Raw genomic sequence first — 23,108 nt, forward strand, 5'->3', positions numbered from 1 at the left:
TTTATGCGTGAATCGCTTGCCTCAGTGAGTGGAGATGTCACGATCAGTCGCAGCGTGAAAACATGGTTTGATCAGGTTAAAGAGGTATTCGCATCGTTAGCAACGGTTAACGACGAAAAACGTTTGACTGTTATTGAGCAATTAGCCAGTGCAGCCGATGCTTATCGCGCAGACGTATATGATACAGGCCTATCTGATGCAACGAGCGTGTTGACCGTCCAGACGTTAATTGAATTTTTAGACAGTGTTATTCCGGTTATAGCTAGTACCTTACAAGCGAACCGTCGAGACGATGGTCTTTTCCACGGTTACAACATTCTACATTTAAACAAAACAGACGCGTCTATTTCGCATTTACCCTTGATGCTTGAAGGGCAGGTTGCCATGTTATCGGCTAACTTACTCAACCCGAAAGAATCTTTAACGCTACTCACGGCATTGCGCCAGAGTGACTTGTATCGTGAAGATCAACACACTTATTTGCTGTACCCAAATAAAAAACTGCCACGCTTTATCGATAAAAACAGAATCGAATCGTCAGCAGTGAGTATTCTAGGTGATAGTAAAAACACCTTATTAACACAGCGTGTCATCACCGAGAGCGATACCGGTGAATTTCATTTTGATGTGAATCTGCGTAACGCCAAAGACCTTGACTTGCGCATCGCTGAATTAGGCTTGCCAGAGTCAGATCGAGTAGCCTTATTTGATTTGTTTGAAAGTACCTTTAACCATAAGTCATTTACCGGTCGCTCAGGTTCGTTCTTTGGTTATGAAGGTCTAGGCAGCACCTATTGGCATATGGTGTCGAAACTGTTGTTAGCCGTGCAAGAAAATTGGTTTATGGCTCGCCCGGATGACAATGAAACCGCAGAGGCGTTGAAAGCTTGTTATTACGATGTCCGTGCGGGTATCGGTTTTAATAAAACGCCCGAACAGTATGGTGCGTTCCCAACGGACCCATACAGCCATACGCCAGAAACGGGCATTGCTCGTCAACCGGGCATGACGGGACAAGTCAAAGAAGAGTTAATCACCCGTTTTGGTGAGCTCGGCTTGGTATGGCGTCATGGGCAACTTGCGTTTGTGCCAGGCTTATTGAGGCAACAAGAGTTTTTAGCGCAAGCGAGTGAGCTGAATTACCTCGATGTAGCAGGTCAATGGCAGCGACATACGTTAGCGAAAGGTAGTTTGGCCTTTACCATGGCGCAAGTACCGTTTATTTATCACAGTGTGTCTTCATCGGCTGAGTTAGTCACTCGGGTTTATGCTGCAGATGGCCAAATGAATGAACATAAGGGTACAAATATATCGGAACAAGTTGTAACAGCGCTTGTTAACCGAACAGGTGAAATTAACCGAATTGAAGTTGACTTTCCTATATCGGCATAAAATTTCTTGCTGGTAAGCCAAGAGGAGCCTGAAAACGCCATTAAGCCCTATGCTTAGTGGCGTTTATCGTTATAATCGGTGGTTCGTATGCCTTGGAATTACTTGGAAATAAGACATGTCTGAAACAACAGCTTCAAATTTTTTGCGAACGATCATCGAGACCGACCTAAAAGAAGGAAAGCATAATGCGATCGTGACGCGTTTTCCGCCTGAACCTAATGGGTATTTGCACATTGGTCACGCTAAAGCCATTTGCATCAACTTCGGGCTCGCGCAAGATTTCCAAGGCCAGACAAACTTGCGTTTTGACGATACAAACCCTGAAAAAGAAGAGCAAGCCTACATTGATGCCATTAAAGAAGACATTGAGTGGTTAGGCTTTGAATGGGCTGGAGAGGTAAAATACACCTCTGACTATTTCGATACGCTCTATGACTGGGCCGTTCACCTCATAAAAAATGGTGATGCCTATGTATGTGATTTAAATGCAGAACAGATTCGTGAGTATCGTGGTTCGTTAACTGAGCCTGGTATTAATAGCCCGTTCCGCGAACGCAGTGTCGATGAAAACCTCGCATTATTTGAAAAAATGAAAGCGGGTGACCTCGACGAAGGCAGTTGTTCGTTGCGTGCCAAAATAGATATGGCCTCACCAAACGTTAACATGCGCGACCCCATTATTTATCGCATTCGTAAAGTGACGCACCATCAAACCGGCGATAAGTGGAAAATATACCCCGCTTATGACTTCGCCCATGGCCAAGGTGATGCACTGGAAGGTGTGACCCATTCTTTGTGCTCATTAGAGTTTGAAGATCACCGCCCTTTGTATGAGTGGTATCTTGCGCACTTGCCGGTGCCAAGCACGCCAAGACAGATTGAATTTGCCCGGATGAATGTAAACTATACGGTCACCAGTAAGCGCAAGCTGAAAAAATTAGTTGATGATGGTGTGGTGAGTGGCTGGGATGACCCTCGTATGCCAACGATCAGTGGTATGCGTCGTCGTGGTTTCACGCCAGCGTCTATTGTTTCGTTTGTCCATTCAACAGGTATTAGCCGAGCCGTAGGTACGACTGTCGATTTAGGCATGTTAGATGCTGCAGTTCGTGATGATTTGAACGAGCACGCACCACGCGCAATGGCCGTTTTGCAGCCGCTAAAAGTTGTATTGGCAAACTTATCAGAAGACTTTGAGCAAACCATAACCCAACCTGCGCATCCTCAGCAGCCAGAAATGGGTGAACGGTCTATTCCGTTAACTCGTGAAATATTCATTGATCAAGATGACTTTAATGAAGACAGCTCGCTGTCTAAGAAGAAGTTCAAGCGTTTGGTGCCGGGTGATTATGTGCGGCTACGCGGCGGCTTTATTATTAAGGCTGAAAGCTTTACCAAAGATGACCAAGGCAACATCGTTGAGATTCAAGCGACAGCCGTTGAAGGCTCAATTGGCAATAATGTCGAAGGCGCGAAACCACGAGGCGTTATTCAGTGGGTGTCGGCTAAGTACGGCGTAAAAGCAACAATACGCAGCTATGACCGCTTATTTAGTCACCCGACGCCTGATAAAGGCGACAGCGATTTTATGCAGCATATTAATCCAAATTCGTTAACGATTATTGAGCAGTGCATTGTTGAACCGAGCTTGGCAACCGCAGAACCAGAAGCAAGTTACCAGTTTGAGCGCGAAGGCTACTTTGTCGTTGACCGGTTTGATTCAAAGCCAGGCGCGTTAGTGTTTAATAAGACGATTGGCCTGAGAGACACTTGGGAACGATCAGTTTAGTTAATCTCAGAGCAAAAAAAACGGTCACCTAGGTGACCGTTTTTTTATGTGTCGATATTAGCTTTGCGCGTCAATGACCTTTTGAATCTCACGTTCTGGCAATGCACCTTTGATCACTTCGGTTCCGACCACAAAGGCAGGCGTGCCGGTTAAACCTAATGCACGCGCTTGCGCGGTGGTGTTGGCTAAGTGCTGGTTCACTGCTTCATCATTTAATTTAGACTCGATTGCTTTTCGGTCTAATTTCAGTTTATCAACCACCGCCCAAATAGCATTGTCTGAACTCAGGCTACTGCTGTTCATAAATGCAACATGAAGCTCTTCATAACGTTCAGGGAACAGTAAGTTAACCGCAAGGGCTACACGAGCCGCCGTTTCTGAACTTGGCGAAAGAATTGGCCATTCTTTATAAACAACACGCAAGTTAGGGTTTTTCTTTTTCAAAGACGCAAGGGTGCTCGAAGCACGTTTGCAATAACCGCAGTTGTAGTCAAAAAATTCAACGATGGTCAGCTCACCTTCAACATTGCCACCAATAGGGTCGATTTTGCTCTGGGTTAGGCCGCTTTGCATATCTTGCAACGCGTTCTGTGCTGCTTCTGCTTTGGCGAGCTCTTCTTTTTCTTGCAAGATGATCAACGCTTCCATGATGACTTCAGGGTTTTCTAACAGATAACCGCGTACGAGGTCTTTAATTTCTTGGTCTGAGCGACTTTCGGCATTAGCGCCACAACCTAGTAATAAGGCAATAAATAAAACACTGACAATTTTTGATGTATAGCGAGAAAGCATGATCGCTCCGATTAAATGAGAGTAAGGAGTTAGTTAGAGCTGGATAAGGAGCAAAAGTTCCCACTAGGCAGCGCAAATAATGACCTGCCCAGCATTGCTATTTACCGCAACTATTGTGAAACAGCCTTGCCAGCTTCATCTGCCAGCGTTTTAGGTGCGAACACCTGACCCACAATAAGCGTCCAATAGATTGTCAGGAAGGACAACCAATAAGGATACATGCTTTGGATATCATGTGCTGAAAGATTAGCAATATCTTTACTGCCAGCGGTTAGGGCAAGTTGATCCGTTAGCTTTTTATAGTCACCGTCTATTAAGGGTAGGGCCGGCAAGGGTGCAATTTGTGTAAGCCACTTTTTATACAATTGCACGAGTTTATGGTCTCGAGCACTTTGTTTGTTGGCGTCTATTAATTTATCTTCAATGTCCCAAAGTTCAAACTGTTGCGTGGCCTGAAGCGCTAGGTACAGTGCTTTGGCTAGCGGAAATGCTTTGTGCTGTTGAAAGTCTTCGGGCCAAAAGTTTGCGCTGGTTGCGCGCCATTTAGCGATCAGCTTGGCAACATCTTTCTCTCTTTTGGGTTTGGCGTGCATCTGCAGAGCGTTTTCGATTTTAACGCGTTGCGCATTGCGTACATCTTGGGCTTGTTTACTCAAGATAATGCTGTTGAGTGCGTTCTTCTTTTTTGGCGCTTCCAGTGGTGGCACTAAAGAAACAGGTTTAATTAACTTGCTGTCAAAGCGTTCTTGGTGTGGGTAGTAGCGTTGAAATTGCTGCCATAAACGAACGCCAGGCATTGAAAACAGCGGCTTATTCTCTGCGCGACTAAAGGACTTTTGATAGCCCGTTGTAGTCGATAATGCCCAAATTGCGGGTGCTTCCATACGAAAAAGCGCCTGAATTTCATCTTCATTTTTGACGCTAGAGGCTTCTTTAGCTACCAGTTGGTGCCAGTTAGTGCCTTGAACTCTAAGTGTTTTGCAAAAACCAATAAACTCAGGCCAATCTCGATTCATCTGAGTAAAGTTCTTATCTATTCGGCTTAACCTTAAGGATTCTTCGTGACCGACTACATCACGAGCGATGGCCAAGCCACGGTTGTATTGGTGTTCGTGCATTGGCAACACCCAATTATCGAGCAGCAATGCCCAAGGTTTATATTGGCCGCGCAGTGCTTGATACCACTGAATAAATAGCCCCCAAGTTCGGTTGTAAAAGGTACTGGCCGTGGGCGTCATACGCATGGCCAATAAGCCTACGAATTGTTGGAGGTTTAACGCTTCTAATACCGGTAGGCCGAGTTCAAGCGTGGCTTTATTGCTAAGCCATTGGATAGGCGATTGGTGCACTCGTAAAACGGGGCTTTCGACTACAACAATACGACTAAACTTTGGGGCACCCATAAAATGCGCCATCTCATTGCTTAAAGAGACCATCAACTCTTCGGTATCAGTGTCTAGGTCTATGCCTTCGATGGTTTCTGGACGAGGTCTTAGCCAAATGAGCGGAATGAAAAATAACGTGGCAATGATCAGTTGAATAAACGCACTGCCAGCTTGTGAGCTCCAGATTGAAATTGAAATTAGAGGCAATAACAACATCAAACCGATGAGCGGTAATAGAAGATAACAAACCACCGGAAAGGCCGCTAAAACGAGTAAACTCAGCTGGGTGTCGAATTCATCTTCAGCGTGTTTATATTTACTGGCGAAATACTGTTCGATGCCGCCATCCATTAGATGTTTGCGAAGGTCTTCTTGGTTGTTTTTCTGATTAACGGCTAAGGCTTGTGCTTTGATGATTAAACCAGATTGCGTTAAAGATTTGCCGAGCTTTAAGGCTTCTTCTTTCGATAAATTGTCTTTGAGAACTGTTCGGCGCTCGGCCATTAGGTCTGCGAGTTGCGCGTCCGTTAAGGCGAGGTCGGTTTTCAGGGTATAACCCAAGGCGGTTTTATTGGTACCGGGCTTGAAGCCTTCGAAAATCAGATGGTAGCGCGCCTGATCCATTGTATACATTCCTCGTTGCTAAGACTGTCTTTACGACTTATTTTTTATCGCAACTAAACTACTCTAATTGAACAGGGATTCAAGCGAAAAGGCGTCAGGATGAGGGCTAGTTCAAGATTCAGGGTGAGAATTGATCGGACAGAAAATGAAAAAGGCGAACCGAGAGAGGGTTTCGCCTTTTCATCACTAAGTTAGCTTAGTTGATACGGTATTCATTACCGTTTTTGTCCGTGAACTCTTTATGGCCCGTGCGGTAGTTGCACTGAGTTTGGCCACGCTTGTTCGTTGTTACCTGCGCATCACTGCGCATTAGGCTAAACCATTGGCTTTGCTCGTCATTGGCTGCTGTGTTGCTGGTCATATCACGTTGTGTCGTCTGAACTTGAATATCATCAATCCCTGCTCTATCCATTGAGCCTAGGCTGCCTTTTGCATTAAAGGTGATTTCAACGTGTGAACCTTCGTCGCATAAAACAATTGATTCTGGTTCATCTTTCGGGCCGCTCATGGCAACAAACTGAGCTGGCTTGCGAAGGCCGGTGGTGGTGCCGTCTGCAAAAAATGCTAAAACATGCTTGTAGTAAACAACATAGCTGCAAACATCGCTATGTGAACCTTTCGCTAATGGGAAGCGATTATCAAGAAAACGCTTTGAATACTGAGTTAGTTGAGCTGAACGCTGTAAGTTCATTTCACTAATTAATGAAACTTCCTCTTCTATGAAGGTGTCGAAGCTGTTGTTCAAAAGTGCAGTAGTCATAATGTTCTCTCTCTTATGTAATAACTAGGACAAGCTTTTTTGCTTGTTCCTTGATCCGATAATTAGCAGTCTAGTGAAAAAAAGACTAAAATTTCACAAAAGAAATTACACATTGTGAATTTTACAATTATAGTTTTTACACAAACGTCAAAAATAGCCCTGAAACCCCCAGGAATGAGGGTGTTTAAGTGAAAAGGAGCCACTGTGAAAAAAAACCTAATTCGACAGTCACATTTTTTGGGGACTAAAATCCGTAACCTGCGTAAGCGAAATAACCTGACTATGGAAGATTTGTCGGCCCGTTGTATCCGTCATGAGCCAGATTCAGCGCCTTCCGTTTCGTATTTATCTATGATCGAACGTGGTAAGCGGGTTCCTAGTATTGAAATGCTAGAGACCATTGCGATGGTGTTTCAAAAGCCAGTCGATTGGTTTTTAGATGATTCGCCTGTGGAGAGTGAAATCACACCCAATAAAGGCAGCCGTGGCGGTATCAGCGGTATGGCATTAGAACCTAGTTTTTTATTTTCGAATGAGATATTACAAATTGCGATTCCAGAGATGCTGTCGCAAACCGGGGTTTCAGGGCGACAGTTTGCCCATCTGTTGATTCGAGCCTACCAAGAACAGCACCAGAACCACTTCCCCGACTTAGAGCGCGCCGCTGAAGATGTTGGTAAGAAGCAAATGCCTCTGTCAGCAGAAGCGCTGATGAAAATAGCGAAACACCAAGGCTTGGCAATTCGCTGGTTTAAAAAGCCACCTCAAGGTGCAATTGATGAATTAGGCGTGTATTCAAAGAATATTGTTTCTTCTTATATTGAGGCCCCGAATACGCTTTATTTAAATGAGCTGCTTAAGCAATACCCAACGCGATTGAAATATGAGCTCGCTACTCACATTGGCCACAGCGTGTTGCATAACCAAGATAGCTTAAAGAGTGTTATGACAATTGGTGGCAACCATGGCGCTTATTTTAATAAAGATGGTGCCGTTAAACAGCAAAGCGCCAACGTAGATGCACAAGATATTTTGCAAGCTTGGCGTGATTTTGAATCGAGCTTTTTTGCCGGTGCGCTGTTGTGCCCGAAAGTACCGTTTCGGCAACTGCTCGACCGAACCGGTTATGAAATTGAAAGTCATCTTCAAGTAGGCGTTTCAGCCTCAGTGGCCATGCGTCGAATGACAGCGGTTTCGCCTTATTCTCATTGGCATTACTTTGATGCCTACTCGCCTGGCAAATTGAAAGCCGTTTATCGTGGTAACGGCATCCCCTTGCCGTGGGGGAATATGCGAGAAGTAGAAGATCCTTGTCAGCATTGGGCTGTGTTTCGCAAGATAAATGAAGAAAGTGACGCACCGTCGGCACAATTATCTATTTTAGAAACCAATGGCGAACCGCGAATCTATGTCTGTGAATCTATTCGGGTGGGCGATATGGCTGGTAATAAGCATGTCTTGTGTGCAGGCATTGACTTAAACCCTGCTATTACGGCGCAAGGCGGCGATGCGTTAACTATGGCGGCTGAATTACGCGATAAATGCAGTGTGAATAATGGCGTTACCCATGTGCCGCGTAAAATGAAACAAGACTTAGCCAGTGTAGCTAAAATTCTTAATATTAATTGGGTAGACCGAGCCATACACACCGATGCCAAGCTGATATGCCCAAGAGGAAAAACCTGCCCAAGAAACCCAAGCTGTTATGGGCGTTGCCAAAGTTAAGCGGATAGTTTTACCGCAACCTAAAATGAATCTGTCCAAAAATAATAGCAAAACTCGATATTTGTGCTTTCCTTAGCTAAATATTTCTGTGTATAGGCCGATGACGTAAGTTACAGGACGTTTAGTGCTGCAATAGGAGAGAGAACATGAATCTTAGTAGTATTCGAGTTAAATACACCATTGCCTTTGTTGGGGTGGGTCTACTCATGGCCGTGTCAAGTTTTATGACATTTAGTTTGTTAAATGATTTTCGGCATGGCTTTGACCGAGTTTCAACCGCATATACGCCCGCTATTTCTTCGGTGCTTAACGCCGACCGTGATTTATACCAGGCACGTGTTGCAGAGTTGAATGCACTATTGAATTATACAAATAAAGACTCTTTAGCGAATGAGCTTGCCGAATACAAAGAAAATGCTCAGCAAGCCTATGACAGAATGTATGTATTACTTGGCTTGCTAGAGGCCGATAAAGACATAGCCGCTAAAGTTAGTGGCTTTGAAGGGGCTTTTGAGACCTGGTTAAATACTTCCCAGCAAGTATTTGATCTGCTCGGACAAGGAAATCTTGAGGCAGCTAAAAACCTTAGTGATGGGGCTTCAATTTCTACTTTTGGTATATTAAGAGACTTTTATGACATTGCGGGTGTTGCTGCCGACGCGAATAGTGCGCTCCTTGCTGAGCAATTATCGACCCGAGTAGAAATAGGCTCTTCATTTTTGTTCATTGTTACCGCAGTCGTCGTCTTGGCTATCCTTGGGATGGGGATCTATGCGCCTAGAGCCATGTCTTTAGCGCTTTATCAACTCAGAGACAGTTTAAGTGTTTTAAACAGTGGTAATGGTGACTTATCCCAACGCATTACCAGCAATCGAAAAGATGAAATAGGTGAAGTAGCCAATGAGGTTAACCACCTCATGGAGGGTTTAACAGAGCTAATTAAAGGCATTGTAGATCAATCAACAATCATGATTGACGAAGTCAAGCAAATGGCCGAAGGCGCACAACAAGTTCAAAATACCAGCAACGAGCAGCAAGAGTCGGTGGATATGGCTGTTACCGCGGTAAATGAATTATCGGTAGCAATACGAGAAGTAGCGCAAAACGCTCAATTGGCCGCTGGCGAAATAAATGAAGTTAACAAGTTGACCGCCGATGGTAAATTGTTGACTGAGTCTTCTTTAAACCAAATACAAGGCTTGTCTGATACCGTATCTGAAGCATCTGCAACGGTATCAGAACTTGCAGAAAGCTCACAAAAAATAGCCTCAGTGTTAGATGTCATTCGAGGTATTGCGGAGCAAACTAACCTACTGGCGCTGAATGCTGCCATCGAAGCTGCACGGGCAGGCGAGCAAGGCCGAGGTTTTGCCGTCGTCGCTGATGAAGTAAGATCGCTTGCGAGTAAAACACAGCAATCGACAGATGATATTCAAACGATGATCGAAATGTTGCAAAGTGGTGTGAACAACGCCGTTAATGCGATCGAAAAAGGCAATGTAGCTGCTGAAAAAACCGTTGCAGAGTCTGCCAAAATGCTTGAAAGCCTTATTAATATTGATTCAGCATCGGCGCGAGTCAGCGATGCCTCAATGCAAATAGCGACATCAACTGAAGAGCAGTCGCACGTAGCGGAAGAAGTGAATGCAACCTTAGTTAGGCTGTCTGATCTAGCAACACACAATGCAGAGCAGGCCGCTGAAAACGGTAGCGTATCTCTTGAGGTGCGTGAAGTGGCCGAGGCCCTAAATAAGTCAGTGTCTCGGTTTAAGCTGAGCTAGGCAGGTTAAGGTAATATCCTATAGCGCACTGTCGTAAAGACTATGCGCTATGCTCACTTAGAGAGCATTTGAATAATTCGTGCTTTGAGCATTTCAATAACAACTCTGTTTTTGCCGCCTCGTGGCACGATAATATCGGCGTATTGCTTTGAAGGCTGTACAAACTCCATAAACATAGGCCGAACGGTTCTTCTGTATTGTTCAACCACTGAATCGACCGTACGGCCACGTTCTTCAATGTCACGTTTTAGTCGACGCAATAGGCAAATATCTAAATCGGTATCCATAAAGACCTTTGCGTCGAGTCGTTTACGAATTTCTTTGTCATTAAGCAACAAAATCCCTTCCACGATAATGACTCGCGCTGGTGCTAGCATCGTCGTCTTTTCTGAGCGATTGTGCTGAGTGTAATCGTAAACTGGGACATCAATAGTTTGTTGCTTTGCTAAGGCGTCAAGGTGCTTAATGAGTAAGCCATGGTCAAAGGCATTGGGGTGATCGTAGTTTATTTGTTCACGCTCACTAAACGACAAATCGCTACGCTCTTTGTAGTAGCTGTCTTCCTTAATAGTGGTTACGGCCTCCGAGCCCATTTCGCTGGCCAATTCGCTGTGAATTGTATGCGCCAATAAGCTTTTGCCTGAAGCAGACGCGCCGGCAATACCAATAAAAATAGATGACTCGTTCATAGAGGCCTTTTAAAAGAGAGTGTTTAATCAGTCATAATCGGTTTAAAGGGCGATGTCGCCAGAGATAACCGAGTTTCATAAGTTCGCTATTGTTGTCCAAGTACGAGTACGAGGCGGTCTAATAATTTCAAATACAAGATTATATGTTAAGCCCAATTGTATTCTATAGTTCCAGCTAGGCTAATAATGGCCTTAGCTATCAACTAAAACTCTGTAGTCTGCCTTCAGTTCTCGAGTACAATGCTCTAAAACTAGCTTATCGGGGGATTTTAGAAGGTTTTCCTGCTCGTGTCGCCCAATAGTGAAAGAAAGGTTTCTGACCAGTGTCAACGAAACTGTAATAAAACTACATTTCGGGTGATAAATAAGCACGTAGCAGCTACACTAGGGCCAGTTTATAATTTGAATTTGACTAAAAAGGAAAACACATGTCTGTTATCAAAATGTCCGATTTAGACCTTGCTGGTAAGCGAGTGCTGATTCGCCAAGACCTAAACGTACCTTTAAATGATGCTGGTGAGGTCACCTCTGATAAGCGCATTACTGCGTCTCTTCCGACCATTAAGTTAGCTATAGAAAAGGGCGCGAAAGTGATGATCATGTCTCACTTAGGCCGACCAACTGAAGGCGAGTATGAAGAAAAGTATTCATTAGCTCCTGTAGCGAAGTACATGGGTAAATTATTGGGCCAAGATATTCCTCTGGTAAAAGATTGGCTTAACGGTGTCGATAGCGATGCCGATGTAGTAATTCTAGAGAACGTTCGCTTTAATAAGGGCGAAAAAAAGAACGAAGACGAAGTCTCTAAACAGATGGCTGCCTTATGTGATGTCTATGTGATGGACGCTTTTGGTACTGCTCACCGTGCTCAAGCATCAACACACGGTGTTGCTAAATTTGCACCTATTGCATGCGCCGGCCCACTATTGGCTGGTGAATTAGAGGCGCTTGGCAAGGCAATGGATAAACCAGCTCGCCCAATGGTGGCGATTGTAGGTGGTTCTAAAGTTTCTACGAAACTAACCGTTCTAGAAAGCCTCTCTAAAGTATGCGACCAATTAATCGTTGGTGGTGGCATTTCAAATACCTTCGTTGCCGCACGTGGTTTTAATGTCGGTAAGTCATTGTGTGAAAAAGATTTAATCCCACAAGCTCAAAAATTAATGGCAGAGCTAGACATTCCTGAAGCGATTGATGTTCGAACGGCGCCGGAATTCTCTGCTACAGCTGAAGCGACCATCAAGTTGGTCGATCAGGTTACCGATGATGAAGAAATCCTAGACCTCGGTCCTGAAACGGCAGCACGCTACGCTGAAGTTATTAAAAACGCCAAAACTATTTTGTGGAATGGCCCTGCCGGCGTTTTTGAATTTGATAACTTCGACAAAGGTACTCGCGCTATAGCCGATGCCATAGCCGAAAGCGATGCGTTTTCAGTTGTTGGTGGAGGCGATTGTATTGCGGCCATTCAGAAGTTCGGTATGGAAGATAAGTTTTCTTACATCTCGACAGGCGGCGGCGCTTTCTTAGAGTTTGTTGAAGGTAAAAAGCTACCCGCTGTTGAAATTTTAGAGCAACGTGCAAAGCAGTAATCATAACGATCCGAAGAGAGTCACAATGATTCTCTTCGGTTGAATTCAGTTTTCTGGAAGTGCGCCACAGTGCTTTCAAAATCCAGTAACTAAGTAAGGACTTAATATGACTAAAATTCTAGATGTTGTTAAACCAGGTGTTATATCTGGTGATGACCTACAAAAAGTATTCGAAATTGCTAAGCAAGAGAAGTTCGCATTGCCGGCAGTGAACGTTGTTAACTCCGATTCTATCAACGCAGTTATTGAAGCCGCAGCAAAAGTAGGCTCTCCTGTGATCGTTCAGTTTTCAAATGGCGGTGCAGGTTTCTTTGCAGGTAAAGGCTTAAAGCTAGAAGGACAAGAAGCACAGATTAAAGGTGCAGTTGCCGGTGCTAAATATGTACACGCCATTGCAGAAACTTATGGTGTTCCGGTTATTCTTCACACCGATCACGCGGCGAAAAAATTACTGCCATGGATCGATGGTCTATTAGATGCAGGTGAAGAGCATTTCGCACAAACAGGTAAGCCTTTGTTCTCTTCTCATATGCTTGATTTATCTGAAGAGCCTATTGAAGAAAACCTAGCAACCTGTGCTGAATATTTAAAGCGTATGGATAAGATGGGTATGACCATCGAAATCGAATTAGGCATTACAGGTGGCGAAGAAGATGGCGTAGACAACAGCGATGTTGATACTGCCGATTTATACACCAAGCCTGAAGAAGTTGCATTTGCTTATGAACAGCTTATCGCCGTATCTCCTCGCTTTACCATTGCGGCTTCATTTGGCAACGTTCATGGCGTATATAAGCCGGGTAACGTTAAGCTCACGCCTTCTATTCTAGATGCGTCTCAAAAATACTGTTCAGAGAAATTTAGCCTGCCTGAAAACGCATTAAACTTTGTTTTCCATGGTGGTTCAGGTTCTTCTGCTGCAGAGATCGAAGAGTCAATCAGTTACGGCGTGATCAAAATGAACATCGATACTGATACTCAGTGGGCAACTTGGAATGGCGTTCGTGAATACGAAGCGAAAAACCGCGATTACCTACAAGGCCAAATCGGCAACCCAGATGGCGCAGACTCACCTAACAAAAAGTACTATGACCCACGTGTTTGGTTACGTGCAGCACAAACTGGTATGGTTACTCGTTTAGAGCAAGCCTTCAAAGAATTGAATGCAATAGACCGTAACTAATTTAGTTTATACGGACTAGTTAAAAAGCCGAGTTTACACTCGGCTTTTTTTGTGTTCGACAGAAATAAAAGGAATGATGAATTACCTAGATTTTTAGAGTCATCGAGTATAAATCTCAAAGATTAATGCCCTAGTTTCATGAAAAACCACAGACTGTGTTGATAACGCAGATCACAGTGCTATGGTACGTTCAACAATAATAACAAGGTTAGTTTAACGATGAAAAAATGGTTAATTCGAGTATTGAGTGCTTCCGCTGCGGTGATCGCGTTGTTGTTAGCGGTCGCCTATTGGGGTTTAGGTTACTCGCCAAAATACCTCGCCAATGCGCCGTCGGTGGCGACTGGAATTGGTGCTAAATTGGCTTGCTCGGCCAAATATGTGTCGGGTTTTAATGAAAACAAAATTGCCGCAGATATTAAAGTATATTCGTCGATATTGGCTTTACTCAACTATCAATATAATGATGATCGTAAAACCGTTGTTGCAGCGCTTGGACCCTTTGCACGCAGTGCTTCTTTTCAGCAAGGCGTTGGCTGCTATCTAGATTATAAACAGAGTGATCCAAGGAAAAGCATTGCTATTGCACCGGTGGTTGCGCCGTTGGCGGCATGGCCTAAAGGCGATGTTGTTTTTACCATCGATAATGACATTCAGACTAACCTAGATCAAATGCTTAAGAGTGATAACCAACAAGGCCACGACACCCGAGCATTACTGGTTGTTAAAAACGGCAAAATTGTCGCAGAGTCTTATGCCAAAGGTATCGACAGTTCAACGCCGCTTTTAGGTTGGTCAATGACTAAAAGTGTTAACTCATTACTCATAGGCCAATTAGAGATGGAAGCTCTGGTTGATGTAGATGACACTAATTTATTTAAGCAATGGAAAGATGAGCGCAAAGCCATTCGGTTAGAAGACTTACTGACCATGACCGACGGCTTAGCTTACGAAGAAGAATACGACCCTGGACAAATAGCAACCAAGATGCTTTTTCAATCTGAAGACACGGCTAAGTTCATGAAGAAAGTTAAACTTCGACATACGCCGGGGGAATACTTCGAATACTCATCAGGCACGGCTAATTTATTGTCAGACATAATTCATCAGAGACTAGAGGGTTCGAATCAACAAGATATTGTTGAGATATATGACCGGTTCTTCCGACCCTTGGCAATGTCATCTGTGGTGTTAGAAACCGATGCTCAGGGGCTTTTAATGGGTAGCTCTTATATGTTTGCCAGCGCTCGGGATTGGGCGAAAATAGGTCAGCTAATGCTTAATAAAGGTGAACTGAATGGACATAGATTTGTGACGCAAAGTTGGGTTGAGCGATCCATCACGCCGAACAGCTCAGAAAATAAAGGTTCTTATGGCTATCAATGGTGGCTAAATAAAGGCAGTGAAACCATGCGTTGGCCGAGTTTACCGAAGAACAGTTATGCCGCTTTAGGTAATCGTGAGCAACGAGTTTTAGTTGTACCAGATGAGCAGTTAGTCGTCGTGCGTTTAGGTTGGTCAAAGGGCGATTACATAGGCGATGAAAACTTTTCAACGATAGTTGATTGGTTTAAGTAAAGTTGAATTAGAGGTTTTTCTGCTGATGCCATAGATAAAACTCTTTGGCATCGAGCAGTTCAGACCACAGATAACCATGACCTATATCGCAACCTAGTTCTTTTAAAATTTTGGCATTATCTTCCGTGTAATGCATCCGCTTTTGAGTCAAGGTCGGTTATTCAACTAAGAAGCTATCGTATATGTTTTTAATTTGCCCTGATTTGTATAGTTCAGCTAAAGCTGAGGTTAAATCTTGAGTGGTTTTGTCTGAGAGACTCTTATTGAGCACAAGCCAATGCGGCTTATGTTGCAGCCTAGTTGGTAGCGTTTTAACTTCGAACTGGCTGTCGTTAGAGTAATAATTTAGTGCAAGATCATGATAATAAAAATATCGTAGTTTTTTCATTCCGACGAGTTTTATAGCGGCATCTAAAGAGTCAAAATTATCATTAACTAACAGCCCAGCATGGCCTTTTAACCAGCGTGATGAATTGGTGCCATAGAAAGTACCAACAACGCTGTTGTGGCGGATGATGTCATCAACCGATGTAGGGATAAAACTCTCAGATTCATGAGCGAGTAATAAATAGGATACGGTATAAAGAGAAGGGCTGATGTAAGTGAACGTTTTCTCACGATCTGGAGTTCTTTCTAAACCACAAAAACCATCTGCCTCCCCATTTTCAACCATGCTTAAAAGCCGCTTAGCGGGGTATAATGTTGGATCAACGAGCAGCTCAATGCCATACGGCTTTAACTGTTCTGCTAATACCGAGTATATTTGATCGCATAACCCTGTACTGTCTTCTAAATATTTGGGTTTTGAATTGTGTTTAACAAATGTCAGTGTTTCGCCAAAAGCTAATGCGTTTGGTAACCAGCACAGACAAAATAACAATAAATAGTTGAAGCCACTAAATCGCATCCGACTAAAATGCCTATCTCTTAAAAAAGACCCTAATACTATAGTCGATAAATTGCGTAGTGGTGGGCTCGTTAATAAAATGTTCATGGAGCCGCTTCTAAACTACGGGGCAGCAGTGAGATTGTCGGTACTTTTTACATACATCATAAAAGCGAAAGCATAGTGTCGGCATATTTTACATGTTCGGCTTTGTTATGTGATGAACCCCTCAGTTTTGGCTGTTCTATGAGTTGGCATAATATTTGGATACCAGTAGATACCTGAAAAGATCTCAATTGAAATAAACGAAGGGAATTGTTTTATGAATAGAAAATTAGTCCAAGGCTTAGTTGCCGCGACAACGCTCAGTTTTGCCTTGCAAGCCAATGCAGGTATGTTTGGAACGGATGTCACCATCAGCGATAATAACTATCAAGGTTCAGGTTGGGCGAGTGACCGTGAAGACCAAGAAACAGAGCCAGGTATGATTCAATCTCAAGTATGGGATTTAGAAGGCACCTTTATAGATGGTAACGTTTTAACCTTAGTCGGTGGTTATAACTTCAAAGATGGTGAAGATGGTTTTGATTCAGGCGATTTGTTTCTCTCTACAGGTACGCCAGTATACGGGGACATCCATCGTGGAGGTTCTGACGCTAACCTTCCTGAGGCGAATGTGTATGGCTATAACTACGTATTAGATATCGATTTTAATAATAATTCATACAACATTTTGGCCATTGATGAGACATCTATGGTTCAAGGTGCTTATTATCAGCAAAATGAAGGCTCTAGTCCTTGGCGTTATGTTTCTGGTGATAACGATGCTGTTATTGGAACGGGTTCATTAGGTTTGCAAAGCGGGTTATCTGATGCCGAAACTGGTTTTGAAGGTGGCGATCACTATGCCATGAGCTTTGACCTTTCTGCTATCTATGCTTCTCTAGGTGAGTCAACTGCATTCTACAGCCACTTCACAATGGGTTGTGGAAACGACAACCTAATGGGCAGCTGGGAAGTTACTGACGTACCAGAGCCAGCAACATTCGCATTGTTTGGAATGGGTATATTTGGTTTGTTAATTGCACGTCGTAAAAGTAATGCTCAAATCGTTGCTTAATCTATAGATTAGTTTCGACACAAAAAAACCGGCTTTCCGGTTTTTTTGTGTCTGATGTTTTTCAATCAAGCCCCCATGGAAGGGTTTACGGCGACCGAGATTTCAAGCAATGGGCTGCTGAACTCTGCGTAATCTCAAAGTTATATGGGGTCGTACTTAGCTAAAGTGAACCAAACTGAAAACTGATATGAACGCTTGGCTTTGATAAATCACCTGCAGTTAAGCCAGTGATATCTGGGTCGGTGGTCAAACGATAGCTTGCGCCCAAACCTATCTCCATAAACTCAGTAATGTTGACTTCTACTTGCGTGGTCAATTCTGAAATTAAGAAACTACCTAGCTCGACCGGATTATTTGCATCACGCGCGTCGATGACTGAGGCGCCACCAGCGCCTAATAATAAATAAGTATCAATGTGCACTAACGCCTCAGGGTCATAGGTATAGCCAAACATAAGGCCACCATAGCCCACTTCGAGATGGTTGTTGGTACCCCAGCGGATTTCATTGACTAAACCATAACCGCCGCCGCCAAGCATCAGTGAGTGCTTACCTGTAGTAAAGGTAGCGCCGCCCATGCCGCCTATTTCAAAGGTCTCAGTATTTTTAATTTGACTGACCTTAAATAAAGGGCCGCCAAAACCGCCAATTCGAGCATTCTCTAAATCTATCAGGGTTTCTTTAGCAAACGCAGTACTGCTTGCAGCGCTAACGATGCATAACGCGCTTATCCATTTGATCTTGGTTTGAAAGGGCATGTACTGTCCTCCTTGTGTGCGTTGAAATTATCTCACCATACAAGTATTTGATGAATGTACGCTGAATAAGTAGTCAGCATCATATTAACTTGATGAATGGTCATTGATAGTGTCGGAGGTCACCTCATTAAATCTAAGGTTTTTGTGTCGGGCAATATACACCTAGGCTCAAGCGTTGTTCTTTTCTAGCTCATCTAGTTGGCGCTGCAATTGATCTAATTGCGCGCGTGTTCGCTCGAGAATCTGCTGCTGTACTTCAAACTCTTCACGGCTAACGACATCCAGTTTAGTGACCTGTTGTTGGATTAGGCCGGTTATATTGTCACGAACTTCTTGTTTTATTTGTTGTCCTTGGCTCAACAGCTCGTTGATTTGGTTGGCCAACTGTTCCATCACATCATTTGGTATTTTCATCGGTATTCCTGTGCTTTTATCAATTCATTGGCAGCGCGCTAAAACAGGTCAAAGACACTCTTTTATGGTGCATGTAAGAAGCGTTGCGCTACATGGTGGTGCATCTTATTTTAACTTAATTAATGAATAAATCGGTAACCCTTTGTTTTCAAAAGGTTTTTGTAGTTGGCACGACCTTCGCTATATCAAAAATGAACCTTTAAAGGTACATGCAAACGCAAAAGGCATTTGTATTGTAGCGCGTAACTTATCGGTGCGACTAGGTGAGTGATTAGCTCTCCTAGTCGCATCAAGTAGATCTACCGTGAAATTCATCAGAACGTAGCGGCATTTTAGATGGAGCAAAACCTATGAAATTAGTCTCAGCCATTATTAAGCCTTTTAAGTTGGACGATGTCCGTGAATTGCTTTCTGAAATTGGTGTTCAAGGCATTACCGTCACAGAGGTGAAAGGCTTTGGTCGTCAAAAAGGACATACCGAGTTATATCGCGGAGCAGAATACGTTGTGGATTTTTTGCCGAAACTCAAAGTAGAAGTTGTTATCCCCGACGAAATAGTAGATCAAGCCATCGAAGCCATAACTAAAGCAGCGAATACTGGAAAAATTGGCGATGGAAAAATATTTGTGACCCCTATTGAGCAAGCTGTTCGAATAAGAACCGGCGAAACCGGCAATGACGCAATCTAATAACTCGGACAACTATACTGGAGAATAATTATGAATGAAGTTTTTGAATTACAGTACGCGCTGGATACATTCTACTTTTTGATTTGTGGCGCTTTTGTTATGTGGATGGCTGCGGGCTTTTCTATGTTAGAAGCTGGCTTGGTGCGCTCTAAAAATACGACCGAGATACTCACTAAAAATATCTCCTTGTTTGCCATTTCATGTGTCATGTATTTAATTTGTGGTTACTCGATAATGTATCCAGAATTAGGCAGTATGTTTTTAACAGGGATAACTGGTACAGGCGTTGAAGGCGGCGATACCTATGCTCCTTCTGCCGACTTCTTCTTCCAAGTTGTGTTTGTTGCAACAGCAATGTCCATTGTGTCGGGCGCGGTGGCTGAACGTATGAAATTATGGGCCTTCCTAGCATTTGCAGTCGTTATGACTGGCTTTATTTATCCAATGGAAGGGAACTGGACCTGGGGTGAAGAAGCTGTTTTCGGTTTATATGAGCTGAACTTCACAGACTTTGCAGGTTCCGGCATTGTGCACATGGCAGGCGCAGCTGCAGCATTAGCAGGCGTATTGCTGTTAGGTCCACGTAAAGGTAAATATGGTCCAAATGGTGAGGTAAATGCAATTCCTGGCGCTAACCTGCCAATGGCGACCTTAGGTACGTTTATTTTATGGATGGGTTGGTTTGGCTTCAACGGTGGCTCGGTCTTGCAAACTTCTACGGTTGAGACTGCAAACTCAGTAGCAGTTGTATTTTTGAATACCAACGCAGCTGCAGCGGGCGGAGCAATTGCAGCACTTTTGCTAGCTCGTATCTTATTTAAAAAGGCTGACTTAACTATGGTGCTAAACGGTGCTTTAGCAGGCTTAGTAACCATAACGGCAAGCCCAGATTCGCCGACGCCAGTTCTTGCAACTTTGTTTGGGGCAATGGGCGGTATTTTAGTGGTCTTTAGTATCTTGGCTTTAGATAAGGTAAAAATAGATGACCCAGTGGGTGCCATCTCTGTACATGGTGTTTGTGGCCTGCTCGGTGTCATGCTTGTTCCCTTTACTACCGATGCTACCTTCTTAGGCCAGCTAGGTGGTGCGGCGACAATTTTCTTCTGGGTATTTGGTGCCTCGTTAATTGTTTGGGGTATTTTGAAGGCTGTTATCGGAATCCGCGTGACCGAAGAAGAAGAGTACGAAGGTGTAGATATTACTGAGTGTGGCATGGAAGCATACCCAGAGTTTAGTAAATCTTAAACGCTGGTGAATCAAAAAACCTATTATAAATAGCGAATGATTTTGGGTGCCGAAAGGCACCTTTTTTTTGTTCAGCGCAAAATGACAACTATCGTTATTATATCGGTCAATCGCGACTGTTCGTGCCAATTAACACTAAATTAATGAATTTTGTACGCTTGTCCATTGACGAGCTAGTCCGAGCCTGACACTCTTATGAACTAATAAAAAGGAAGTCATTCATGAGAATAATCGTTGCTATAGTTGTTGGTTTATTATTGACAAGCTGCGCCAATTTATCATTAAACGATGTCTATCGTTCGCCTACGTTTGCGTATCAAGACACGCGCATTCAGTCTCTTGACTGGACATCGCTCAATGGCATGACAACGATTGAATTGACCAACTCAAATCCTTATGCCCTACCAGTGACCGAAATTAGTGTAGAAATTTGGTTAGAGGGCAACCCTTGGTTGACACTAGATAACACCTCAGTAAATTCTTTGCCAGCCTCAAGCTCGGTAGACGTTAACTTAAACTGGGGCTTTGTTTATAAAGAAATATTGCAGCAAGCAAAGGGCTCATATGACAAAGGCGAAGCCGATTTTACCTTGCATGTTCGACCAACGTTAAATGTGCCTGTTTTAGGACCGCAAACATTAAATTGGCAGGCAGATTTCACCTTGCCTGTTCCTAAACTGCCTCGTATTACACTCAGCAGTTGGTCGCTAGAAGATATTTCATTTACTTCGTTAGTATTGAACTTAGGGTTTAATGTAGAGAACCCGAATAAGTTCTCTGTCGATGGTAAAGACCTTGGAATTACCGTGCTTAACGAAGGACGAGCACTGACTCATATCGGAGTGCCCGATATGAACTTAAACTCTAATACCTCCTCGAAAGTTAATACACAAGTATCAATGTCGTTAAGCGATGTTGGTTTGGCTGTGTTCGATGGCTTTCGTAAACAGCGCTGGCCGGATGCATTTGATGTCGAATGGGGTGGCAAGCTTTCCAGTAAAGACTTGGGCATGGACCTACCAAGTTTAAATAATATAAACGTAGGTGGGTTGAACTAATGAGTAGGATAAAAGCGAACCTAAGCATGCGTTGGCACGTGGCTTTTGTGATTGCTTTGCTAGCAGGAGCAAGCTTCGGATCAACATTGAATGATGTAAAAAAAGCAGGTCATATCAAGTGTGGAGTTTCTACCGGTATACCGGGTTTCTCTAACCCAGATAGACAAGGTAATTGGACTGGGCTCGATGTTGATGTTTGTCGCGCTATAGCGGCAGCGGTATTGGGTGATGCAGACCGTGTGCGTTACATTCCTTTAACCCCTGGTGATAGGTTCAATGCATTGCAGTCGGGCGAAATAGATGTTTTGTCGCGCGTGACCACTTGGACTCATAGTCGAGATACGACATTAGGTATCATCTTTGCGGGTGTTTCATTTTATGATGGTCAAGGTTTTATGGTTCATACGGCTTCGGGCGTGACCTCTGCAGAAGCGCTAAAAGGGGCTGCTATTTGTGTGCAGTCCGGGACAACATCGGCACAAAACTTAGCCGACTATTTCCGTGAGTTAGAGTTGAGTTATCAGCCGGTAACGTTCTCTTCATCTGATCAAGCCTTTAATGCATTTAAAGCGGGCGGTTGCAACGCTGTAACTGCGGATCTGTCTCAACTTTATGCTCAACGAACTAAATTAGATCCACCTGAAAGTGCAACGGTGTTAAAAACTGTCATTTCTAAAGAGCCTTTAGGACCTGCTGTTAGGCAAGATGATATGCAATGGTACAACATCGTGAAGTGGACATTATTCGCAATTGTAAATGCTGAAGAACTAGGCATTACCAGTCAAAATGTTGATCAACTCAAAAACTCCAAAAAACCTGTTATTCAGCGTATGTTGGGTGTTAATTCCGATACCGGCGCACCGATGGGTTTGCAATCTGACTGGGCATATCGACTCATTAAGCAGGTGGGTAATTATCAGGAGATATTTGACCGTAATGTTGGTAAGGACTCGCCATTGAAAATTGAGCGCGGCTTGAATTCATTGTGGAATAAGGGCGGTATTTTATTTGCACCGCCGTTGATCTAGTTATTATTTTATCCGTCGAGCTTGGATGTAATTATCAATCCAGTACTGATTCGCTAAGCTCGATTTAATAACCCCTTTTGATGTCGAGGCATGTATAAAGCCCCCATCCCCAACAAAAATACCAGCGTGTAATTGCTTCGCGCTGGTCTTAAAGAAAACAATATCACCTTCCCTCAGTTGATCACGACGAATAACTTGACCTGTTTTAATGAGTTGCTCTGTGGTACGAGGCAGTGATGTATTGAGTGCCTCTTGATATGCAACATTGATAAAACCGGAACAATCAAAACCGCCGTCGCCAGTTCCGCCATATCGATAGGGCGTGCCGCGATATTTTGAATAAACATCATCAAAACTTCCGCGAGCAATTTGACTTTGAGCGACTGGCTTAGAATCTTCCAGTGCTTGAAAATTCGCACAACCCGCTAAAGCTAATAATAATAAAAATGCCAAATAACGCATAAGTTGTTCATGGTGATGAATATGCCTTTAGTTGTAGCAAAAAAAGCTAGAGGTTGCTAAGTTAAACGCTGTTTTAAGTGTAAATATCACGATTCGGACACAAAATTCGTCAGTCTCGAGTTATTTGCACTTTTCGGCGCTATTCGTGGCCTAAGGTCC

20 protein-coding genes are annotated in these 23,108 nt (G+C 43.6%); 12 read left to right on the forward strand and 8 right to left on the reverse strand.

Translation table 11 applies throughout. From position 1 onward, the window contains the following. Both ACI882_RS15035 and ACI882_RS15040 read left to right on the forward strand, forming a co-directional pair. Positions 1 to 1,392, forward strand: a 1,392-nt coding sequence (locus ACI882_RS15035) for a hypothetical protein (protein WP_411748531.1), incomplete at its 5' end; no start/stop codon positions are given. A gap of 115 nt (positions 1,393 to 1,507) precedes the next feature. Then, entirely contained in the window at positions 1,508 to 3,181 is a 1,674-nt protein-coding gene (locus ACI882_RS15040) for a glutamine--tRNA ligase/YqeY domain fusion protein (RefSeq protein WP_411744549.1), read from the forward strand. 57 nt (positions 3,182 to 3,238) lie between these two features. Here the strand turns inward: ACI882_RS15040 and ACI882_RS15045 are convergent, their stop codons facing one another. From ACI882_RS15045 to ACI882_RS15055, 3 genes are all read right to left on the reverse strand, one after another. Next, positions 3,239 to 3,973 carry a DsbA family protein gene (locus ACI882_RS15045; protein WP_411744550.1) on the reverse strand — a complete coding sequence of 245 codons (735 nt, stop codon included), beginning with the start codon at positions 3,971 to 3,973 and terminating at the stop codon, positions 3,239 to 3,241. A gap of 110 nt (positions 3,974 to 4,083) precedes the next feature. Then, a complete protein-coding gene (locus ACI882_RS15050) occupies positions 4,084 to 5,982 on the reverse strand; it encodes a hypothetical protein (RefSeq protein ID WP_411744551.1) in 1,899 nt (632 codons plus the stop codon). Between the two features lie 196 nt (positions 5,983 to 6,178). Continuing rightward, the gene (locus tag ACI882_RS15055; RefSeq protein ID WP_411744552.1) at positions 6,179 to 6,742 is read right to left on the reverse strand and encodes a malate synthase; all 564 of its coding nucleotides are present in this window, start codon (positions 6,740 to 6,742) and stop codon (positions 6,179 to 6,181) included. 204 nt (positions 6,743 to 6,946) lie between these two features. Between ACI882_RS15055 and ACI882_RS15060 the strand changes: the two genes are divergently transcribed. Together ACI882_RS15060 and ACI882_RS15065 are read left to right on the forward strand one after the other, a co-directional pair. After that, complete coding sequence (locus ACI882_RS15060) at positions 6,947 to 8,467, forward strand: DUF3612 domain-containing protein (protein WP_411746536.1); 1,521 nt, start codon at positions 6,947 to 6,949, stop codon at positions 8,465 to 8,467. A 146-nt stretch (positions 8,468 to 8,613) separates the two neighbouring features. Then, positions 8,614 to 10,248 (forward strand): methyl-accepting chemotaxis protein, encoded by a 1,635-nt coding sequence (locus ACI882_RS15065; protein ID WP_411746537.1) that lies wholly within the window; start codon positions 8,614 to 8,616, stop codon positions 10,246 to 10,248. A gap of 53 nt (positions 10,249 to 10,301) precedes the next feature. On the opposite strand, the gene udk is transcribed toward ACI882_RS15065, so the two are convergent. Then, positions 10,302 to 10,937 (reverse strand): uridine kinase, encoded by a 636-nt coding sequence (gene udk / locus ACI882_RS15070; protein ID WP_411744413.1) that lies wholly within the window; start codon positions 10,935 to 10,937, stop codon positions 10,302 to 10,304. A gap of 428 nt (positions 10,938 to 11,365) precedes the next feature. Here udk and ACI882_RS15075 point away from each other — a divergent pair, with 428 nt between their 5' ends. The 3 genes from ACI882_RS15075 (at position 11,366) to ACI882_RS15085 (ending at position 15,290) form a co-directional block, all read left to right on the forward strand. Then, the gene (locus ACI882_RS15075) at positions 11,366 to 12,529 is read left to right on the forward strand and encodes a phosphoglycerate kinase (protein WP_411744414.1); all 1,164 of its coding nucleotides are present in this window, start codon (positions 11,366 to 11,368) and stop codon (positions 12,527 to 12,529) included. Positions 12,530 to 12,635: 106 nt separating this feature from the next. After that, positions 12,636 to 13,712 (forward strand): class II fructose-bisphosphate aldolase, encoded by a 1,077-nt coding sequence (gene fbaA, locus ACI882_RS15080; RefSeq protein ID WP_411744415.1) that lies wholly within the window; start codon positions 12,636 to 12,638, stop codon positions 13,710 to 13,712. A 219-nt stretch (positions 13,713 to 13,931) separates the two neighbouring features. After that, positions 13,932 to 15,290 (forward strand): serine hydrolase domain-containing protein, encoded by a 1,359-nt coding sequence (locus ACI882_RS15085; protein WP_411744416.1) that lies wholly within the window; start codon positions 13,932 to 13,934, stop codon positions 15,288 to 15,290. Between the two features lie 157 nt (positions 15,291 to 15,447). Here ACI882_RS15085 and ACI882_RS15090 read toward each other — a convergent pair whose 3' ends face one another. Continuing rightward, positions 15,448 to 16,284, reverse strand: coding sequence for a substrate-binding periplasmic protein (locus tag ACI882_RS15090; protein ID WP_411744417.1), 837 nt, complete (start codon positions 16,282 to 16,284; stop codon positions 15,448 to 15,450). A gap of 214 nt (positions 16,285 to 16,498) precedes the next feature. Between ACI882_RS15090 and ACI882_RS15095 the strand changes: the two genes are divergently transcribed. Further along, complete coding sequence (locus ACI882_RS15095; protein WP_411744418.1) at positions 16,499 to 17,296, forward strand: PEP-CTERM sorting domain-containing protein; 798 nt, start codon at positions 16,499 to 16,501, stop codon at positions 17,294 to 17,296. Between the two features lie 160 nt (positions 17,297 to 17,456). Here the strand turns inward: ACI882_RS15095 and ACI882_RS15100 are convergent, their stop codons facing one another. Both ACI882_RS15100 and ACI882_RS15105 read right to left on the reverse strand, forming a co-directional pair. After that, a complete protein-coding gene (locus ACI882_RS15100) occupies positions 17,457 to 18,053 on the reverse strand; it encodes a hypothetical protein (protein ID WP_411744419.1) in 597 nt (198 codons plus the stop codon). Positions 18,054 to 18,221: 168 nt separating this feature from the next. After that, positions 18,222 to 18,467, reverse strand: a complete 246-nt coding sequence (locus ACI882_RS15105; RefSeq protein ID WP_411744420.1) for an accessory factor UbiK family protein — start codon at positions 18,465 to 18,467, stop codon at positions 18,222 to 18,224. Between the two features lie 350 nt (positions 18,468 to 18,817). Between ACI882_RS15105 and ACI882_RS15110 the strand changes: the two genes are divergently transcribed. The 4 genes from ACI882_RS15110 to ACI882_RS15125 all read left to right on the forward strand — a co-directional run bounded on the left by ACI882_RS15110 (position 18,818) and on the right by ACI882_RS15125 (position 22,487). Next, positions 18,818 to 19,156, forward strand: coding sequence for a P-II family nitrogen regulator (locus tag ACI882_RS15110; RefSeq protein WP_411744421.1), 339 nt, complete (start codon positions 18,818 to 18,820; stop codon positions 19,154 to 19,156). Between the two features lie 27 nt (positions 19,157 to 19,183). Beyond that, positions 19,184 to 20,401, forward strand: a complete 1,218-nt coding sequence (locus ACI882_RS15115) for an ammonium transporter (RefSeq protein ID WP_411744426.1) — start codon at positions 19,184 to 19,186, stop codon at positions 20,399 to 20,401. 221 nt (positions 20,402 to 20,622) lie between these two features. Then, entirely contained in the window at positions 20,623 to 21,459 is an 837-nt protein-coding gene (locus ACI882_RS15120) for a hypothetical protein (protein WP_411744422.1), read from the forward strand. Continuing rightward, positions 21,459 to 22,487, forward strand: a complete 1,029-nt coding sequence (locus ACI882_RS15125) for an amino acid ABC transporter substrate-binding protein (protein WP_411744423.1) — start codon at positions 21,459 to 21,461, stop codon at positions 22,485 to 22,487. The genes ACI882_RS15120 and ACI882_RS15125 overlap by 1 nt, the downstream gene beginning before the upstream one ends. A gap of 3 nt (positions 22,488 to 22,490) precedes the next feature. Here the strand turns inward: ACI882_RS15125 and ACI882_RS15130 are convergent, their stop codons facing one another. Then, positions 22,491 to 22,949, reverse strand: coding sequence for a C40 family peptidase (locus tag ACI882_RS15130; protein ID WP_411744424.1), 459 nt, complete (start codon positions 22,947 to 22,949; stop codon positions 22,491 to 22,493). Between the last annotated feature and the right edge of the window lie 159 nt (positions 22,950 to 23,108).

The organism is Reinekea sp., assembly GCF_046710285.1.
Taxonomy (GTDB): domain Bacteria; phylum Pseudomonadota; class Gammaproteobacteria; order Pseudomonadales; family Natronospirillaceae; genus Reinekea.